Source organism: Geobacter metallireducens GS-15 (genome assembly GCF_000012925.1).
Lineage (GTDB): Bacteria > Desulfobacterota > Desulfuromonadia > Geobacterales > Geobacteraceae > Geobacter > Geobacter metallireducens.
The window spans coordinates 139047-157321 of the sequence record NC_007517.1; the positions used below are offsets into that span (position 1 = coordinate 139047).

Consider the following 18275-nt stretch of genomic DNA (forward strand, 5'->3'; position numbering starts at 1 on the left):
GATTCTGAGCGCCTTCGCGACGCGTCATGATAGAGAGCCGCGGATCAGTGAGCCAATGGCGCCAGCGGGGCCGCGGGCGCATGGGGAGCCGCGGGGGCCATCGGCGCCAGAGGGAGAGCCGGTGCCCGCGGAGAAGGCGGTTCATGGGAAGCCGGCGCAAGACCTTCGCCAATGAGGTCCCTGCCTCCCCCGCGGGGGAGGGGCCAGCCGCCACCAACCGCTCCGCCGTCATTACCCCGGGGGGAAAAGACTTCCCCTTCCCCGGCCGGTGCAGACCGCTCCACACCGATCATGGCGCCGTCCACCACAACGACTGCCAAAGCACAGAGGCAAAAGCCGAGATAGAGATTTCTCACCACCAGATTGCCGCGGCCCGCCAGATTGTAGGCCAGGGAGAAGAGGGCCGGTATAAGCGCCATCTCAACTCCGTAGATCCAGGCGTGGATCGTCATCCCATGCCGGAGCAGCCCCAGCAGGGCACAGCCAAGCACAACGACGCAGAATACACAATTCGGGACCGAGCGAAAAAAGCTCCCGGCCGGCGAGGAAAGGCCCCGATCATCCCCCTGCACGCGATGGCCGGCCGCCATCTCTCCCGATGCACGCATTTCATGATATGAAACGATTGACCGATGGGCCTCGATGACGAGGCGCAGCCGTTCCTCGGCTCGCCGCTGCATGATGGGGTCGGCGGAGAACCGGTCGGGATGCCACGCTGCAACCTGGTCGCGAAAGGCACGTTTTACCTCCGCGGGACTCGCGCCCGGCTTCAACTGCAACAGATCAAAGGCACGTTGCACATCGTTCATGGCACACTAACCATCCCCACCTCAACGAGCGAAAAACTCCCGTTCACAGGCAAGCAAATTACGAGCCAGCGAGAAAGCACTTTTCGCTCCGCGCATCCGGTGACATCTCCCAAAAGTGCTGTACTATTACTATACAACATTATTGCCGCCAGCCAGTAAGGTCACGGATCGGGAAACGCCACGAACCATCATTGCTCCTGGCACTGTGTGGCTGACATGGCCAGGCGGCGGAAGAGGAGGAGACATGACAGGACGTGAGATTGAAAAGGAAATTCGCGACGGGAGGAAGGCTGACCAACCGTTTATCAAGTGGTGCCGGAAGGAGAACGACTTTGTCGACTACGAACTCGTTAACAGCTTCCTCGCCAGCGTGGGGAGCGGCGACGAGTTCGCCAGCTACGAACTCCTGACCATGGACCAGATGTGGAATGTGCTCAAGGAGTTCGACCCGAAAGGGGTATCGCGGGGGGAAAAAGGGGGCGAGGAGGTTATCTTCTGGGAGCAGACACTGGCTGATGGTACCACCAAGAACCGGGCCTGCCCCTACACGCCCGACTCGCTCATCTCGGTCTTTGATGCGGTCACCAAGGGAAACCCGGTGGACTGATAGAGGCGGTTGCTATGACGCGACCGGGGGGACTTTCGATTTTTCTTCCTCGGTCGCTTCGTTATTCTCCGCAAAGCCGTAGAACTCCTCGATCACCTGCCGGCGGTCGCCGCCGGCGGATGACAACACGTCGGAGCGGACCAGGGAATCGATGTCTATCTTGCGGAAATTGAGGCCGATCCCCTGGTCGGTGGCTCTCACCACATTGGCCTCAAGGCTGAAGGAAAGCTCCGACGACGAGCCCTGGAAAAACATTGCCACATCCACCTTCTCATGGAGGGGAATCTTCTGGTCGGTCCTGACGAAGAGCCCCTTCAGGCTCAGATTCTCCACCTCGCCCCTGAAGGTCAGGTCCCGATGACGGACAACGGCCTCGGTGCGGAGGTCAACCCGCTCGAACTTTCTCTTTTCCACCCTAACTCCTCCCTTGGTCACTCTCGACACTGAACACTATATCTATCGGCAGGCGCGGCGCAATCTTTAGCAAAAAAGAGGGATGAGGGCATCCTAACAGAAATTCTCCGGCAGAGACAACGGAAACCTTGCCGTCGTCAGAACCCTCCCTTGTAGCGAAGGTACTTGGCCACCTGGTGGTATCCCTGCTCGAAGAGAAATTCCTTTTCCGCCGAACTGAGGGAAAAGGTGAGGGGGGAAACCGTGCCGCAGTGGATGGTAATGGTGTCCTTCCATCTCCCCCCCTTGAGAAATTCCCGGTCCATGGCGCCGTAAAAGATGGAGAGCAGGTCTGATCCGTAGCGCCGCAGACTCAGAACCGACGAGGCCGGCCGGCTTATGCTCCGCTTGGCGAAGGTCTTGATGGTGAGGGTGCGTCCCGCGTCGGCGCACTGCCCCTCGATGATCCCCGCCATGAGGGAGCCGTCGATGAAGACGTAGTCCCGCCCCCGGTGGGAATATTTCTTCCAGGCGAAAACCAGGGGAATCCCCATGGAAAAACGGACGGCGGCAGAGACCTTCAGGTCGGGGTGATTGTCGCCGCAGAGGAGGTGGGGGGTGTGGTTGAGAATGTCGGTGGCAACGATGCCGAGGGGGATGCGCAAGCCGTCACCGAGATGCTTCCCCCCCAGCTTTTCATCCAGCCACCGTTCCAGGGCGTCCCCCCGGCAGACTCCCATGCCGGCCAGGGCGCCCCGGGGCGAGAAGTCCCGGAATGCCCCGATGTCGGTGTCAAGGGAGAGGCGGTGGAGTTCATCGGGAGAATACCCCGCGGCATAGAGGGCCGCCACGATGCTCCCCCCCGAGGCGCCGATGATTTTTCCGACGGGAATCCGCAGTTCCTCCACCGCCTTGAGGGCGCCGATGAACGCGGGGCAGCGGCTTCCGCCGCCGATGAACATGAGGGTCACCGGGCCGTTGGACGGCCCAGGGGACATGGTGTGATGGTTAGGCATGACATTTCCCCCCTGAGATACTTCAACACTGAAGTAAAGATAGCACAAAACAATCCTGCTGATGGATGCTGACTGCTAGCAGATGCGGGGGAGCTGCTCTCCGGCCAGCATCTCCACGGCCCGCATGCCGCCCACGGCGGTCTCCATCTGTACCCGGCCTCCCCCCTCAGCCACATGGCCGATGATGGCGGCATCCCTCCCGAGGCGATGCCCCTTGATGCGGGTCAGCACCCTCTCCGCGGCCTCGGGGGCCACCACGGCCAGAAGCTTCCCCTCGTTGGCCACGTAGAGGGGATCGAGACCGAGGATCGAGCAGACCCCCTTCACCGCTCCGTTGAGGGGGAGGGTCTCCTCCCGGAGGGTAATAGTCTTATCGGACTGAAGGGCGATTTCCTTGAGGGTCGTGGCGACTCCCCCCCGGGTCGGGTCCCGCAGAACGTGGACCGCGTCGCCCCCTGCAGCGATGATCTCGGCCACGAGGTCGTTCAGGGCCGCGCAGTCGCTCCGGATGGCGGTCCGGAGGTCAAGCCCCTCCCGCTCGGCCATGACCGCGATACCATGGTCGCCGATGGTGCCGTTGATGATGACCACGTCGCCGGCCCGGGCGTTGGCGCCGTTAATGGCGAAATCGTGCTCCACGGCCCCGATGCCGGAGGTGTTGATGAAGATTCGGTCCGCCTTCCCCCGGGGGACCACCTTGGTATCGCCGGTGACGATCCTGACCCCGGCGGCGTCGGCAGCACCCCGCATGGAGGCGAGGATCCCGGCCAGTTCGGTCCGGCTGAACCCTTCCTCGACAATGAGGCCGGCGCTGATGAAGAGGGGGCGCGCCCCCATCATGGCCAGGTCGTTCACGGTGCCGTTCACGGCCAGGCTTCCGATGTTGCCGCCGGGGAAGAAGATGGGGTCCACCACGTAGGAGTCGGTGGTGAAGGCGAGCCTCTGGCCGCCATGCTCCACCACCGCCGCGTCGTTCTGCCCGGCGAGGGGGATGCCCGAGAGGGTCGGGATGATGAGGTCGTCCAGGAGCTGGTGGGAAAGCTTCCCGCCGCTGCCGTGGCCCAGGAGGATGAGGTCTTTGTTCACAGGATTCTCCGAGCGGTCATATTCTTTGCTGCTGGTCACTGCCCATACTTGTACGCCGCCGCGCAGGTCCCCTCGGAGGAGACCATGCAGGCCCCCACGGGGGACTCGGGGGTGCAGGCGCCGCCAAAGAGGGGACAGTCGGTTGGGGCCGCTTTCCCCTTGAGGATCTCGCCGCAGAGACATCCCGCGTGTTCCCGGGTCTCCTCCACCGCCACGGGAATCGCCTTCTCGGCGTCAAACACGGCATAGGCGTCGGCGATCCGCAGGCCGCTCCCCGGGATGACCCCGATGCCGCGCCAGGGGGCATCGCAGGGGGTGAAGACCTCCCGGATCACCTCCTGGGCCTTGCGGTTCCCCTCAGGCCGTACCACCCTGCTGTACTGGGTCTCCACCCGGCTCTCCCCCGCCACCACCTGGCGGACGAGCATCTCGACCCCCTGCATGACGTCCGCAGGCTCGAAACCGGTGATGACGCAGGGGATATGAAACTCCTCGGCCAGGAAGCGGTAGATCTCCGGCCCGGTGATGGTGCTCACGTGGGCGGGGCAGATGTAGCCGTCGATCTTCAGCTCCGGGTCGGCGGAGAGGACCCCCATGGGCTTGGGCATGGTCTTGTGGGCTGCCAGCACGAAGTAGTTGGCGAGCCCCTGCTTCTTCGCCGCCAGGATGCTCCCGCCAATGGCCGGGGCCGTGGTCTCGAAGCCGACGCCGAGAAAGACCACCCGCTTCTCCGGATTCCTGGCAGCAATGGCAACGGCGTCCAAGGGGGAGTAGACGATCCGGATGTCGGCCCCCCGGGCGCGCTCCTCCTGGAGGGACGACGTGGAGCCGGGGACCCGGACCATGTCGCCGAAGGTGGCGACGATAACGTCGGGGAGCCGGCAGAGGGCCACGGCCCGGTCCAGGTACTCATTGGGGGTGACGCAGACCGGGCAGCCGGGTCCGGAGATGAGCCGCACCTGGGGAGGGAGGAGGGTGCGGAGCCCGTACTGATAGATCGACATGGTATGAGTGCCGCAGACCTCCATGAAGGTCATGGGCTCCGTACGCCCGGCCACGTGCTCCCTGATCCGGGCGGCAAGGCCCAGCACCACGTGGCGGTCGCGGAATTCGTCCTGGTATTTCACGCCATGTCCTCCGGTTTGAACACCTCTCTCATGAGCCTCAGCGTCTCCTGCGCCTCCTCCTCATCGAGGCGGGAGATGGCAAAACCCGCGTGGACGATGACGAAATCCCCTTCCTTCACCTCTTCGTCGAGGAGCATGAGGCTCGCTTCCTTCCTCACGCCGTCGATCTCGGCAACGATGTCGCCGTCGCCGACGCTGACCACCTGCATGGGTACTCCGAGACACATAGATCCTATTCTCCTTTTCGTGCTCCGTATCCTGCGATTATCGCCTGCCCCAGGGCCAGCCCCCCGTCGTTGGGAGGAACGAGCCGGTGGGTGTAGACATGGAATCCCTGATCGGCCAGGGACTGGAAAACCCCTTCCGTCAGGAGCTTGTTCTGGAAAACGCCCCCGGAGAGGACGACACGGTCCAGGCCGTCCACAGCGCGAATCTGGGCACAGAGGTCCGTCACTGCCGCGGCAAGGGTATTGTGGAAAGCCCGGGCCATCTCCCCCCCCGGCCGGCCGGCGGCCGCATCCTCCGCGAGCGCCCGGACCATCAGCCGGAAATCGACCTCGGCGCTGACGTCGTTGCGAACAATGGCATAGGGATAAATGGATGCCGTAGCGCTCCCTTCGGCCAGAGCCTCCAGTTCCATGGCCGCCTGCCCCTCGTAGGAGACCCTTCCCCGCACCCCCGTGAGGGCCGCCACGGCATCGAAGAGCCGACCGCAGCTGGAGGTGGGGGGGGAGTTGATCCGGCGCTCCAGCATCTGGAGAAAAAGAGGCCGCTCGGCTTCGCCGATCTCCCGAAGCCACGGCAGGGAAAGGCCGAAAAAGTCGGCACCGAAGGCATCGTAAAGGTAGGACAGGGCCATGCGAAACGGCTCCCGCACCGCCGCGTCGCCGCCGAGAAGGGGAACCTGCCGGAGGTGGCCGGCCCGCCGGAAGCCCCCGTATCCCCCCACGAGAAACTCCCCTCCCCAGACCGTGCCGTCCCGGCCGTAGCCGGTGCCGTCGAAGATGACGCCGATCACCTCCCCGTCGAGGCCGTTCTCGGCCATGCAGGATGCCAGGTGGGCGTGGTGGTGCTGCACCGCCACCCGCGGAAGCACCGGGATCCCCTCGGCAAAGGCCGTGGAGAGGTAGTCGGGGTGGAGGTCGTGGGCAACAAGCTCCGGGGTTAGCCCCAGGAGCCCCTGGAGGTGCGCGGTGGTCTCCGCCAGAGAATCGAGGGTGGCGGCATTCTTCAGGTCGCCGATGTGCTGGCTCATGACGGCCCGGTCTCCCCGGGCGAGGCAGATGGTCCCCTTGAGCTCGGCCCCCACGGCAAGGACAGCCGGAATCTCCACGGGCATCCGCACCTCCCGCGGCACATATCCCCGGGAGCGGCGCAGGAAGAGGGGATTACCCCGGAACACCCGGATCACCGAGTCGTCGGTTCGGGTATGGATCTCCCGGTCGTGGACAAGGAACGCGTCGGCGATGTACGCAAGCCGCTCCCGGGCCTCGGCGTCCCGGTAGGCAATGGGCTCATCGGAGAGGTTGCCGCTCGTCATGACCAGGGCCGTAAACCGGTCCCGCAGGAGGAGATGGTGGAGCGGCGCGTAGGGGAGCATGGTGCCGAAATAGCCGTTGGCCGGGGCCGCCAGGGGGGAGACGGGATTGTCGGGGCGTTTGCGCAGGAGCACGATGGGGTGCTCGGGGGCGGCCAGGAGCCGCTCCTCCACGGCGTCGGGAAGGGCAAAGGTCCGCACCGCCGCCAGGTCAGGGGCCATGAGCGCAAAGGGCTTCTCGTCCCGGGCCTTGCGGCGGCGCAGCTCCCGCACCGCCCCGTCGTTCAGGGCGTCCACGGCCAGGTGATAGCCGCCGATCCCTTTCACGGCAACGATCTTTCCCTGGGAGAGGAGCCCTGCTGCCTCCTCCACGGGATCCCCTGGCAGGTCCCGGTCGTCGGCATCCACGAGCCTGAGCCGGGGACCGCACTCCGGACAGGCCACCGGCTGGGCATGGAAACGGCGGTTCCGGGGGTCCTCGTACTCGGTCCGGCAGGCATCGCAGAGGGGGAAGGGGGCCATGGTGGTGTTGGGGCGATCGTAGGGGACAGCGGTGATGAGGGAGTAGCGGGGGCCGCAGTTGGTGCAGGTGATGAAGGGATAGCGATGGCGGCGGTCGGCCGGATCGAAGAGCTCATGGAGGCAGTCAGGGCAGACGTCGCCGTCCGGGGCCACCCGCACCGGCCCGGCGCTCCCCTCGCTGTAACGGATGGCGAAGGCGGTCCCCCCTTGCGGCGGGATCTCTTCGGTTGCAAGCGAAACGATGACAGCCAGAGGGGGGGCTTTCCCCGTGAGGTCAGCCACGAAGGAGGCGAGGCGCCGGGCATCCCCTTCCGCCTCAACGACAACTCCCGCCGTGGTGTTCTGCACCCATCCGGCAATGCCGTGGTGCTCCGCGAGGCGGAAGACGAAGGGGCGGAAGCCGACCCCCTGGACAATCCCCTCAATGGTTATCCTGGTGCGCCTGGCATCGGTCATGGGACGAAACGCGGCGTTATCCCTTCACGGCGGCGATGCGGCCGGCAAGCCAGCCGTACCAGGCATCCATCCCCTCTCCGGTGCGGCTGGAGATCTCGAAGATGGCGATGTCGGGGCTCACGCGGCGGGCCATTTCCTTGCACTTCTCCACGTCGAAGTCCACGTAGGGGAGGAGATCCACCTTGTTGAGGAGCATCACGTCGGCGGCGTGGAACATATTCGGGTACTTAAGGGGCTTGTCCTCCCCCTCGGTCACCGACAGGACCACCACCTTGTGATGCTCCCCCAGGTCGAAGGAGGCGGGGCAGACCAGGTTCCCCACGTTCTCCACCAGGAGGAGATCGAGGGCGTCCAGGTCGAATTCCTCAACGGCGTGGCCCACCATGTGGGCGTCCAGGTGGCACCCGGCGCCGGTGTTGATCTGCTTCACCGGCACGCCGGTGGCGGCGATGCGGACGGCGTCATTGTCGGTCTGCTGGTCCCCCTCGATGACGGCGCAGCGGTACCGGCCGGCCAAGTCCTTTAACGTCCGCTCCAGGGTGGTGGTCTTCCCCGAACCGGGTGAACTCACGAAATTGAGGGCGAAGATCCCCTTGGCGGCGAAGAGTGCCCGGTTCTCGGCGGCAAAGCGGTTGTTGCGGGCGAGGATGTCCAGTTCAACGGCGATCTTGCGGGCTTCTTTCCCTTCGCCATGATGATGGTGGTGATGGTGATGATGGGTATCGGTTTCGCAACCGCAGGTGGTGCACATGATCGAGACTCCTCCTGTCCATGGCTGCTTCGCAAGATAAAACATCATTTCTCTCAGCTAGTTACCGACGAGCCTATAGTATTCGACCCAAAAGGTCAAGCATCGGCTCCGGCACTGTTTTGACGCGCTGCCGGCTTGTTTTAGTCACGCTTTGTGCTATCATTATCACCACTCATTTGCGGTATTTCCCATCACGGAGTACGATCACATGCGCACAGCTCCCCCTCTCCTCGTTGCCCTGACAGCCATTCTGACCACCGGATGCGCCATGCTCACGTCCTGGAAGAGCATTCCCCCTCCCGGCGGCTGTGACCAGTGCCACACGATCCCCATCAGCGCCAACTGGCAGGTGGCCTACCAGCCGGCGATCCTTTCCGACGAGCGCGACCGCCCCTACTTCCAGACCGAAGGGTATACCATGCCCCAGCCCGCCAAGCCGGCCTCCCCCCTGGACATCCGGAAGGTGGACGAACTCCCCTGCTTCGAATGCCACAAATCCCCCACCCCGGCCCACAAGGGGCGGGTCGGGAAATTCCATCACTGAGGGAACCATCGTTTCCATGGATAAATCGTCGCGCAAAACCAAGATCGTAGCCACCCTCGGACCGGCCAGCTCCTCGCCGGAGATGATCAGCAAGCTCATGGAGGCAGGGGCAGACCTTTTCCGCCTCAACTTCTCCCACGGGGCCAACGACCAGCGCCGGGAGACCATTGCCACCATCCGGCGTCTTTCTGCCGCCCGGGGAAAGGAGATCGGCATCCTGGCCGACCTCCAGGGGCCAAAGATCAGGACCGGCCGCATGGAGAACGGCGCCATCTCCCTGCGCAAGGGAGACCCCCTCGACATCGTCACCGATGAGGTCCTCGGCACCCCGACCCTCATCTCCACCATCTACAAGGCCCTCCCCCATGACGTGAAGCCCGGCTCCCGCATTCTCATGGACGACGGCCTCATCGAGCTGAAGGTCCATTCGGTGGAGGGAAACCTGGTCCGCTGCACCGTGGTGGAGGGGGGAACCCTCAAGGACCTGAAGGGGATCAACCTCCCCGGAGTCCATGTCTCGGCCCCCTCCCTCTCGGAGAAGGATCTGCGGGACCTGGAGTTCTGCCTGGCCGAGGGGGTGGACTACATCGCCCTCTCCTTTGTCCGGAGCGCCGAGGACGTGGAGGGGCTCAAGCGGATCCTCTTCGAGCGCGGCATCCACATCCCCGTGGTGGCCAAGATCGAGAAGCCCGAGGCCCTGCGCAATTTCAAGAGCATCCTCAAAGCGGCCGACGGTGTCATGGTGGCCCGGGGCGACCTGGGTGTTGAGATCAGCGCCGAGAAGGTCCCCCTCTTCCAGAAAAAAATCATCCGAGCCTGCAACGAGGCGGGGAAGCCGGTTATCACCGCCACCCAGATGCTGGAATCGATGATCAGCCACCCGCGCCCCACCCGGGCCGAGACCTCCGACGTGGCTAACGCCATCCTTGACGGGACCGACGCGGTCATGCTCTCGGGAGAGACCGCCTCGGGGCAGTTCCCCCTGGAAGCGGTGCGGACCATGGCCAAGGTGGCCCTGGATGTGGAGCGCTACGCTCAGATGGAGGACACCCTCCCCCAGCGGCGCCACAACCCGAGCATCGCCGAGGCGGTGGCCGAGGCCGCCTGCCGCGCCGCCGTCACCGTGGACGCCCGGGCCATCTCGGTCATGACCCAGTCGGGGAGCACCGCCGCCCTCATCTCCAAGTTCCGGCCGCCGCTCCCCATCATCGCCTTTACCCAGTCCCTGGAGACCCGGCGGCGCCTCTCCCTCTACTGGGGGGTGAAGCCGCTCCCCATTGGCCCCATGACCGGCACCGACGAGCAGATCGCGGCCGTGGAATCGACGTTCCTCTCGGCGGGGTACCGCAAGGGAGACGTGATCGTCATAACCATGGGGGTGCCGGTGGAGGCCCGAGGTTCCACGAACCTTATGAAGGTCCACAAGCTGGGGACGGGGAAGTTTTTCGAGATTTTCTGACGGAGGTTTGATTCAATGCGCAAGGTGTTCGACGAGACAAAGATCCACCACCTGACACTCCGCAACCGGCTGGTCCGCTCCGCCACCTGGGAGGGGATGTGCCGGGCCGGAGGGCATCCCACGGAGAAGCTGGCCGCCTACTACGGGACCCTGGCCCGGGGCGGGGTGGGGCTCATCATCTCCGGCTACGCCTTCGTCCGTCCCGACGGAAAGCAGCTTCCCGGACAGCTGGGAATCCACGAGGACTCCTTTGCCCCCGAGGCACGGCTCCTGACCGAGGCGGTCCACCGGGAGGGGGGTAAAATCTGTCTCCAGCTGGTCCACTGCGGCGGCCAGACCACGGCCAGGGCGGCCGGCGCTCAGCCAGTGGCCCCTACCGCCGTGCAAATCGATCAATACCCGGAACTTCCCCGTGAACTCCCCGAGGCCGAGATCGCGGATCTGGTGGCAGCCTTCGCCGCCGGCGCCGTCCGGGCCCGGGAGTGGGGCTTCGACGCGGTCCAGCTCCATGCCGCCCACGGCTACCTCATCAACCAGTTCCTCTCCCCCCTCACCAACCGCCGCACCGACCGCTACGGCGGCTCCCTGGAGAACCGGTGCCGCTTTCTCCTGGAGATTTCCCATGCTGTACGTGCCGCCGTGGGGAAGGATTTCCCGGTCATGGTGAAACTCAACGGCTCCGACAACCTGAACGGGGGACTCGACCTGGAGGAGGCGGTTCTGGTGGCCCGGATGCTGGATGAGGAGGGGATCGACGCCATCGAGGTCTCCGGCGGCACACCGGCCTCGGGCGGACAGACCCCGGTCCGCCAGGGGATCGAGACCCGGGAGCAGGAGGCCTACAACCTCCCCCTCGCCTACCGGATCAAGCAGGTGGTCTCCTGCCCCGTCATGGTGGTGGGGGGGTTCCGCACCTTCGAGCTGGTGGAAGGGGTCATCCGACGGGAAGAGGCCGACTTTGTCTCCCTTTCCCGCCCCCTCATCCGGGAGCCCAACCTCCCTCGCCGCTGGGAGGAGGGGGACGAGAGCCGGGCCCGCTGCATCTCCTGCAACGGCTGCTTCAAGCCGGGGATGAAGGAAGGGGGAATCTACTGCGTGGTGGACAAGGTGGAGCGGGAGAGCCGGGCGTTTTCCCTCTGAGGCGATACATTAGCGACACATTCCGTCACAGGCCCGGGGTAGGATTGCCCGGGCCTTGATTATTCTGACGGGAAACAGTGAGCACCATGCCCGAACTCAGCCTTGCCGAAAAACTCGAAATCCTCGCCGACGGCGCCAAGTACGATGTCTCCTGCGCCTCCAGCGGCAGCTCGCGCCGTAACAAAGGGGGGATCGGCAACGCCGCCCAGTGCGGCATCTGCCACAGCTGGACCGCCGACGGCCGCTGCGTGTCGCTCCTCAAAATCCTCCTGACCAACGCCTGCATTTACGACTGCGCCTACTGCGTGAACCGCCGCTCCAACGATACCCGCCGGGTGCTCCTCACCCCCGCCGAGGTGGCGGAACTCACCATCGGCTTCTACCGCCGCAACGCCATCGAGGGGCTCTTCCTCTCCACCGGCGTGGTGAAGGATCCGGACCACACCATGGAGCTCCTCATCGAGGCGACCAGCATCCTGCGGGAGGAGCACCGCTTCAACGGCTACATCCACGTGAAGGTGGTCCCCGGCGCCGACCTTCTCCTGGTTGACCGGCTGGGGCGCCTGGCGGACCGGGTGAGCGTCAACATGGAGCTGCCGAGCAGGGAGAGCCTGCAACTCCTGGCCCCGGACAAAAGCCGCGAGGCCATCGTCGCACCCATGAAACGGGTGGGGGAGCTCATCGTCCAGACAAAGGAGGAGCGGAAGGTATCCCGGAAGATCCCTCCCTTTGCCCCGGCGGGGCAGAGCACCCAGCTCATCATCGGCGCCAGCGGGGAGAGCGACCTGCAGATCGTGTCGCTGGCCGCCGGGCTCTACGGGCGCCTCTCCATGAAGCGGGTCTACTACTCGGCCTTCATTCCGGTGAACACCGACACTCGCCTCCCCTCCGTGGTCGGCACGCCGCCCCTGGTGCGGGAGCACCGCCTCTACCAGGCCGACTGGCTCATGCGCTACTACGGGTTCGCCGCCGGGGAGCTTCTGGACGAGGAGCACCCCAACCTGGACCTCTCCCTGGACCCCAAGGCGGGGTGGGCCCTGCGGAACCTCCACCTCTTCCCCGTGGAGGTGAACCGAGCCCCCCTGGAACTTCTCCTGCGGGTGCCGGGGATCGGCGTCCGGTCGGCCCAGCGGATCGTCGGGGCACGGCGGGGGGGACACCTCTCCCTGGATGATCTGGCCCTGCTTGGGGTGGTCATGAAGCGGGCCCGGTACTTCGTCACGGCCCGGGGACGGTTCGGTGCCGACATGACCCCGGACGCCGCGGGACTCCAGGCGCGGCTCACGGAGCGGACTACCCCCCGGCCTCGCTGGAGCCAGCCCTCCCTCTTCGACGGCGCCAACGCCATCGACATCCGGTCCACCATCACGGGGGAGCTGTGATCCTCCGCTACGACGGCACCTTTGCCGGATTTCTCACGGCCGTGGCCCTGGCACGGGAGCGGAGCGCCGAGCCCGAGGCGATCACTGACCGGGAGCCGGAGCAACAGGGGCTCTTCGCCGCCGTCGAAGAAGTGGAGACGGACCGGGACCGGGCCGGGGAGCTCTATCAGCTCATCCGCCGTACCCTCCCCGCCGGGGCCGTGCAGACTCTCCGCTACGCCTTCCACGCCGGGGAACCGGGTCGGGAAATCCTCCTCTTCCGCTACCTGCAACTGGGGCTGACAACGGGGCCCCGGTTCGGCGCCATGCTGGCCCACGAGGCGGTCATCCCGGTCTGGAAGCTGGCCCGGGCAGTGGGGCGCGAGGCCCACCGCTACAAGGGGCTTGTTCGCTTCCGGCAACTGGAGGGGGATGTCTGGTACGCCGCCATGGAGCCCGATCACCGGATCCTCCCCCTCATCGCTCCCCACTTCGCGGCCCGGTTCGCCGACCAGCGCTGGATCATCCACGACCGACGGCGGAACGAGGCGGTGGCCTTCGACCCTGCCCGCCGCGAGTGGGCCGACATTCCCCTGGAGGTGACCGGTCCCCTCCCCCTCTCCGCTGGAGAGGAGCTCTTTCGGGATCTCTGGCAGCGCTACTTCGACCGCCTCTCCATCGCGGAGCGCCACAATCCGAAGCTCCAGCGGCAAAACCTCCCCCTGAAGCACCGCCGGCACCTACCGGAGTTCGAGCGGGAGTGAACTGAACGCTACCGTCTGGATTTTTCCCGCAATGCTGGTATTCTGTCGAAGTCGCGAACACGAAGTGAAGGAGACAATGCGTGAAACCAACAAAAGAAGAACTGGCCCTTCAGGTGGACGTGGCGGAGTGGAACTGGCTCCGGGCCCATCTGGAGCGGGGGGGCCTGATCGTTGTGGCCCCTGAACTGGAAATAGCAGAGGTGGGGGAGCGGATCGCCAGGGACGACACGGCGACCGTGGGGGCATGGATCGAAACCGGCAAGCTGTCTAAGCCGAGCGAAGGGCAGATCGCCGCCTGGGACGCCGACAAGGCCGCCCGCTTCAGCACCCTCATCATCAGCCCCTATGTCCTCATGAAGGAGCACTGACCATGGCCGATAACGAAACGATACCCTCCTGCGCCAACTGCAGCGCAGTCTGGCAGAAGAGCGGCACCACCAACTGCTGGAGCAGCCCGGACAACCGCCCCGGCCAGCCGGCCAACTGCCCCTCGAAAACCTCCCCCGACATCATCGACGAGAGTTTCGCCGAGTACCGGGGGGATGGCGACGACGCCCGCCTTGCCCGCGTGGCGGCCAGGGTGGAGGGGCTCTGCTACCAGAAGATGCAGGGGAGCGACGCCGTGGTGGCCCGCTGGACCCGGGTGGAGGACACTGTCGCCCTGGCGAAGCTCATGGGGTGGACGAAGGTAGGGATTGCCACCTGCATCGGCCTCCTGGAGGAAACGAAGCAGCTCGTCACCATCCTGGAGGCCCAGGGGCTGGAACCCGCCAGCGTCTGCTGCAAATCGGGGAGCATCGACAAGCTGGAACTGGGGCTGGAGGAGAGCGACAAGGTCCGCCCCGGCACCTTCGAGCCGGCCTGCAACCCCATCGCCCAGGCAGAGATACTGAACCGCTGCGGCACCCAGATGAACATCATCGTCGGCCTCTGCGTAGGGCACGACATGCTCTTCACCAAGCACTCGAAGGCACCGGTCACGACGCTGGTCTGCAAGGACCGGGTCACGGGCCATAACCCCGCCGCGGTTCTCTATGGACAGAATTTCTACTACAAGCGGCTGAAGGTACAGCCCGTCGCGGTTCCTACCGAAGAAAAGTAGTTCTCCCCCCTTTTTGACATCCACGCACGGTCAGTCACCTTGAAAATCCTCCGCATCACGGAGGATTTTCAAGGTGACTCAGAGCAACTTCCGCAAATACTGCCCAGTATATGATCGCGTCACCTTGGCCACCTCCTCGGGAGTGCCGGTGGCGATCACCTCACCTCCCCGGTCGCCCCCTTCGGGGCCGAGATCGATGAGGTAATCGGCGGTCTTGATGACGTCGAGATTGTGCTCGATGATGACGATGGTGTTTCCCCCCTCCACGAGCTTTCGCAGCACCTCCAGGAGTTTGGCGATGTCGTGGAAGTGGAGGCCGGTGGTGGGCTCGTCGAGGATGTAGATGGTGCGGCCGGTGGCGCGGCGGGCCAGCTCCTTGGCGAGCTTTACCCGCTGGGCCTCGCCGCCGGACAGCGTCGTGGCCGCCTGGCCGAGACGGATGTAGCCGAGCCCCACTTCCTCCAGGGTCTGGAGCTTCGTTTTGATCTTCGGGATGTTCTCCAGAAACCGCAGTGCCTCGGAGACGGTCATGTCCAGGACCTGGGCTATGGATTTCCCCTTATAGGTCACCTCCAGGGTCTCCCGGTTGTAGCGGGCCCCCTTGCAGACCTCGCACTGGACGTAGACATCGGGAAGAAAGTGCATCTCGATCTTGATGATCCCGTCCCCGGAGCACGCCTCGCACCGCCCCCCCTTCACGTTGAAGGAGTAGCGCCCCGGCTTGTAGCCCCGCACCTTGGATTCGGGGAGCTGGGCGAAAAGGTCACGGATGTCGGCGAAGACGCCGGTGTAGGTGGCGGGATTGGAGCGCGGCGTGCGGCCGATGGGGGACTGGTCGATGTTGATGACCTTGTCCAGCTGCTCCAGCCCCCGAATTTCACGCACCGCCCCGGCCTTCTCCCGGCTCTTGTAGAGGCGCTGCCCCAGAACCTTGTAGAGGGTGTCGATGACCAGGGTCGATTTTCCCGATCCGGATACCCCGGTGACGCAGGTCATGACCCCAAGGGGGATGTCCACGGAGACATCCTTCAAGTTATTCTCCGTGGCCCCTGCCACGGTGATGACGCGTTTCGGTTTTCTCCGCTTCTTCGGCACCGCGATGGCGAGCTCCCCCGAGAGGTAACGCCCCGTGAGGGATGCGGGGTTCGCCATGATCTCCGCCGGGGTCCCCTGGGCCACCACGCGGCCCCCGTGCTCCCCGGCGCCGGGCCCCATGTCGAGGACGTGGTCCGCCTCCAGGATCGTCTCCTCGTCGTGCTCCACCACGAGCACCGTGTTGCCGATGTCCCGCATGTGTTTCAAGGTCTGGAGGAGCCGGCCGTTGTCCCGCTGGTGGAGGCCGATGGAGGGCTCGTCCAGGATGTAGAGGACCCCCACGAGGCTGGAGCCGATCTGGGTGGCGAGCCTGATCCGCTGCCCCTCGCCGCCGGAGAGGGTGCCGGAGGCCCGGTCCAGGGAGAGGTAGTCGAGCCCCACGTTCACGAGGAAGTTGAGCCGCTCCCGGATCTCCTTCAATATCCGGCGGGCGATCTCCTCCTCCTTGGGGGTCAGGGCCAGGGAGGCAAAGTACTCCAGGGCATCCTTGATGGAGAGGGCCGTCACCTGTCGGATGTCGCGCCCCGCCACCTTCACGTGGAGCGCCTCCTTCTTTAGCCGCGCCCCTTCGCAGGTGGGGCACGGCATCACGTTCATGTACCGCTCCAGCTCCTCGTGGACCTGCTCCGAGTCGCTTTCCCGATAGCGCCGCTCCAGGTTCGGGATCACCCCTTCGAACTCCTTGGTGTAGGTGTGGCGGCGGCCACCGTCCTCCTCCCACCAGAATTCGATTTTCCGGCCGCCGGAGCCCCGGAGGATCACCTCCTGAACCTTCTGCGGCAGTTCCCTGAACGGGGTCTGGATGTCGAAGTCATAGGCCTTGGCCAGGGCGTCGAGGGTCATGTGGTACCAGCCGGAGAGCCGCTTCTCCCACGGGACGATGGCCCCGTCGCGGATGGAGAGGTCGGGGTTCGGCACCACCAGCTCCTGGTCGAAATACATCCGCGTGCCGAGGCCGGTGCAGTCGGGGCAGGCGCCGTAGGGATTGTTGAAGGAGAACATCCGGGGGGTCATCTCCGGGTAGGAGATGCCGCAGTCAATGCAGGCCAGGGCCTCTGAGAAGAGGATGGTGTCGCCGTCGATGACCTGCACCTTCACCACCCCTTCGGCATGGTTCAGGGCCGTCTCCAGGGAATCGGCCAGGCGCCGCTCGATCCCCGCCTTAACGATGAGCCGGTCCACCACGATATCGATATCGTGTTTCTTGTTCTTGTCGAGGGGAATCTCCTCGGCAAGCTCGTACTGTACCCCATCCACGATGACCCGGGCGAAGCCGTCCTTGCGGAGCTGGGCCAGCTCCTTTCGGTACTCCCCCTTGCGCCCCCTGACCATGGGGGAGAGGAGCTGGAGCTTGGTCCCCGTTGCCATGGCCATGATCTGGTCAACCATCTGGGAGACGGTCTGGGAGGTTATTTCTTTGCCGCACTGGTAGCAGTGGGGATGGCCGACCCGGGCGAAGAGAAGCCGGAGGTAGTCGTAAATCTCGGTAACGGTGCCCACGGTGGAGCGGGGGTTTCTGCTCGTGGTCTTCTGCTCGATGGAGATGGCGGGAGAGAGCCCCTCAATGGATTCCACATCGGGCTTTTCCATCTGCTCCAGAAACTGGCGGGCATAGGCGGAGAGTGACTCCACGTAGCGGCGCTGCCCCTCGGCATAGATGGTGTCGAAGGCCAGGGTCGACTTCCCCGAGCCGGAGATGCCGGTGATGACCACGAGCTTGTCCCGGGGGATCTCCACGTCGATGCACTTGAGGTTGTGCTCGCAGGCGCCTTTGACGATGATGGTGTCGTGTGCCATGGGGGTTCGGTTCCTTCGGTATGCGGTGATTAGGTCCGGAGTCATCCGGCAAAAAAGATACTATAGCACGGAACAGAATAAAAAAAGGGCCGACCCTTCGGCCGACCCCATGGCATAACAGCGAAATTGTTGAGACGCGCGTCGACGCTCCCCGCTGACCGGAGCGATGCCGGTCAGTTGGGGCGGTTCTCCCAGATCTGCCGGGTGAGCTCCTCGGCCCAGGCCGCGACCTCTTCCGGCGACCCGACAAAGAGCCCCTCTCCCCCCTCTCGTCGCACGTGGGCATTGAACCGATCCAGTGTCACCATGAGATGGGCCAGGGTTTTCATGCTCCCCTCGCCGCCATCCTCCGGCAGCACATGGTCGAAACAGGCATTCAGAAGATCATCGGCAAGCTGTCCTCCCCGGGCATCCCCCGCAAGAAGCTGTGAAACCTCGCAAAACCGTCCGTGAGCCCCTTTCATGGCGTCCTCCCCGCCCGCCTGCTGCGGGCCTTCCTTTTTCCTCCATTGACGGAGGAGGTCACTATCTCCCAGCAATTTAGCCTTGCCCCACCCGGCACACCATGATAGGCTTCAAATTAAGCCCATTTTTCCTTAAAACCTCTTCTCCCGTGGGCCGGTAAGGGGGATATTTTATTTCCTTGGTAATTTTATTATTATTCCAAAGAAATATATTGTCAACGAAAATTTTTCATCCAGAAATATTG

At 64.6% G+C, this 18275-nt stretch carries 18 protein-coding genes; 8 read left to right on the forward strand and 10 right to left on the reverse strand.

Annotated features, from left to right (window positions below):
- Positions 1–44: 44 nt before the first annotated feature.
- On the reverse strand, positions 45–809 hold the full coding sequence (locus tag GMET_RS00565; RefSeq protein WP_004514117.1) for a J domain-containing protein: 765 nt from the start codon (positions 807–809) through the stop codon (positions 45–47).
- Between the two features lie 244 nt (positions 810–1053).
- Between GMET_RS00565 and GMET_RS00570 the strand changes: the two genes are divergently transcribed.
- Entirely contained in the window at positions 1054–1416 is a 363-nt protein-coding gene (locus tag GMET_RS00570; RefSeq protein WP_004514118.1) for a hypothetical protein, read from the forward strand.
- A 12-nt stretch (positions 1417–1428) separates the two neighbouring features.
- Here the strand turns inward: GMET_RS00570 and GMET_RS00575 are convergent, their stop codons facing one another.
- The 7 genes from GMET_RS00575 to hypB form a co-directional block, all read right to left on the reverse strand.
- Positions 1429–1830, reverse strand: coding sequence for a PilZ domain-containing protein (locus tag GMET_RS00575; RefSeq protein WP_004514119.1), 402 nt, complete (start codon positions 1828–1830; stop codon positions 1429–1431).
- A gap of 137 nt (positions 1831–1967) precedes the next feature.
- Positions 1968–2825, reverse strand: a complete 858-nt coding sequence (locus GMET_RS00580; RefSeq protein WP_004514120.1) for a patatin-like phospholipase family protein — start codon at positions 2823–2825, stop codon at positions 1968–1970.
- A 75-nt stretch (positions 2826–2900) separates the two neighbouring features.
- Positions 2901–3911, reverse strand: a complete 1011-nt coding sequence (hypE, locus tag GMET_RS00585; RefSeq protein WP_004514121.1) for a hydrogenase expression/formation protein HypE — start codon at positions 3909–3911, stop codon at positions 2901–2903.
- A 35-nt stretch (positions 3912–3946) separates the two neighbouring features.
- Positions 3947–5038 carry a hydrogenase formation protein HypD gene (gene hypD / locus GMET_RS00590; protein ID WP_004514122.1) on the reverse strand — a complete coding sequence of 364 codons (1092 nt, stop codon included), beginning with the start codon at positions 5036–5038 and terminating at the stop codon, positions 3947–3949.
- Positions 5035–5265 (reverse strand): HypC/HybG/HupF family hydrogenase formation chaperone, encoded by a 231-nt coding sequence (locus GMET_RS00595; protein WP_004514123.1) that lies wholly within the window; start codon positions 5263–5265, stop codon positions 5035–5037. Before GMET_RS00595 ends, hypD begins: the two co-directional genes overlap by 4 nt.
- Before the next feature lie 5 nt (positions 5266–5270).
- Positions 5271–7553 (reverse strand): carbamoyltransferase HypF, encoded by a 2283-nt coding sequence (gene hypF, locus GMET_RS00600; protein WP_004514124.1) that lies wholly within the window; start codon positions 7551–7553, stop codon positions 5271–5273.
- Positions 7554–7569: 16 nt separating this feature from the next.
- Positions 7570–8304, reverse strand: a complete 735-nt coding sequence (hypB, locus tag GMET_RS00605) for a hydrogenase nickel incorporation protein HypB (RefSeq protein ID WP_004514125.1) — start codon at positions 8302–8304, stop codon at positions 7570–7572.
- A gap of 208 nt (positions 8305–8512) precedes the next feature.
- On the opposite strand from hypB, the gene GMET_RS00610 reads away from it, so the two are divergent.
- From GMET_RS00610 to GMET_RS00640, 7 genes are all read left to right on the forward strand, one after another.
- Positions 8513–8848, forward strand: a complete 336-nt coding sequence (locus GMET_RS00610) for a hypothetical protein (protein WP_004514126.1) — start codon at positions 8513–8515, stop codon at positions 8846–8848.
- A gap of 16 nt (positions 8849–8864) precedes the next feature.
- Positions 8865–10307, forward strand: coding sequence for a pyruvate kinase (pyk, locus tag GMET_RS00615; protein WP_004514127.1), 1443 nt, complete (start codon positions 8865–8867; stop codon positions 10305–10307).
- 15 nt (positions 10308–10322) lie between these two features.
- Entirely contained in the window at positions 10323–11447 is a 1125-nt protein-coding gene (locus GMET_RS00620) for an NADH:flavin oxidoreductase (protein WP_011365627.1), read from the forward strand.
- Between the two features lie 86 nt (positions 11448–11533).
- The gene (locus GMET_RS00625; protein ID WP_004514129.1) at positions 11534–12829 is read left to right on the forward strand and encodes a putative DNA modification/repair radical SAM protein; all 1296 of its coding nucleotides are present in this window, start codon (positions 11534–11536) and stop codon (positions 12827–12829) included.
- A complete protein-coding gene (locus tag GMET_RS00630; protein WP_004514130.1) occupies positions 12826–13572 on the forward strand; it encodes a TIGR03915 family putative DNA repair protein in 747 nt (248 codons plus the stop codon). The genes GMET_RS00625 and GMET_RS00630 overlap by 4 nt, the downstream gene beginning before the upstream one ends.
- A gap of 80 nt (positions 13573–13652) precedes the next feature.
- On the forward strand, positions 13653–13940 hold the full coding sequence (locus tag GMET_RS00635; RefSeq protein ID WP_004514131.1) for a DUF2288 domain-containing protein: 288 nt from the start codon (positions 13653–13655) through the stop codon (positions 13938–13940).
- A gap of 2 nt (positions 13941–13942) precedes the next feature.
- Positions 13943–14674, forward strand: a complete 732-nt coding sequence (locus GMET_RS00640; RefSeq protein ID WP_004514132.1) for a DUF1847 domain-containing protein — start codon at positions 13943–13945, stop codon at positions 14672–14674.
- A 78-nt stretch (positions 14675–14752) separates the two neighbouring features.
- Here GMET_RS00640 and uvrA read toward each other — a convergent pair whose 3' ends face one another.
- Both uvrA and GMET_RS00650 read right to left on the reverse strand, forming a co-directional pair.
- Positions 14753–17566, reverse strand: coding sequence for an excinuclease ABC subunit UvrA (gene uvrA / locus GMET_RS00645; protein ID WP_004514133.1), 2814 nt, complete (start codon positions 17564–17566; stop codon positions 14753–14755).
- Between the two features lie 173 nt (positions 17567–17739).
- Positions 17740–18030, reverse strand: coding sequence for a hypothetical protein (locus GMET_RS00650; protein WP_004514134.1), 291 nt, complete (start codon positions 18028–18030; stop codon positions 17740–17742).
- Between the last annotated feature and the right edge of the window lie 245 nt (positions 18031–18275).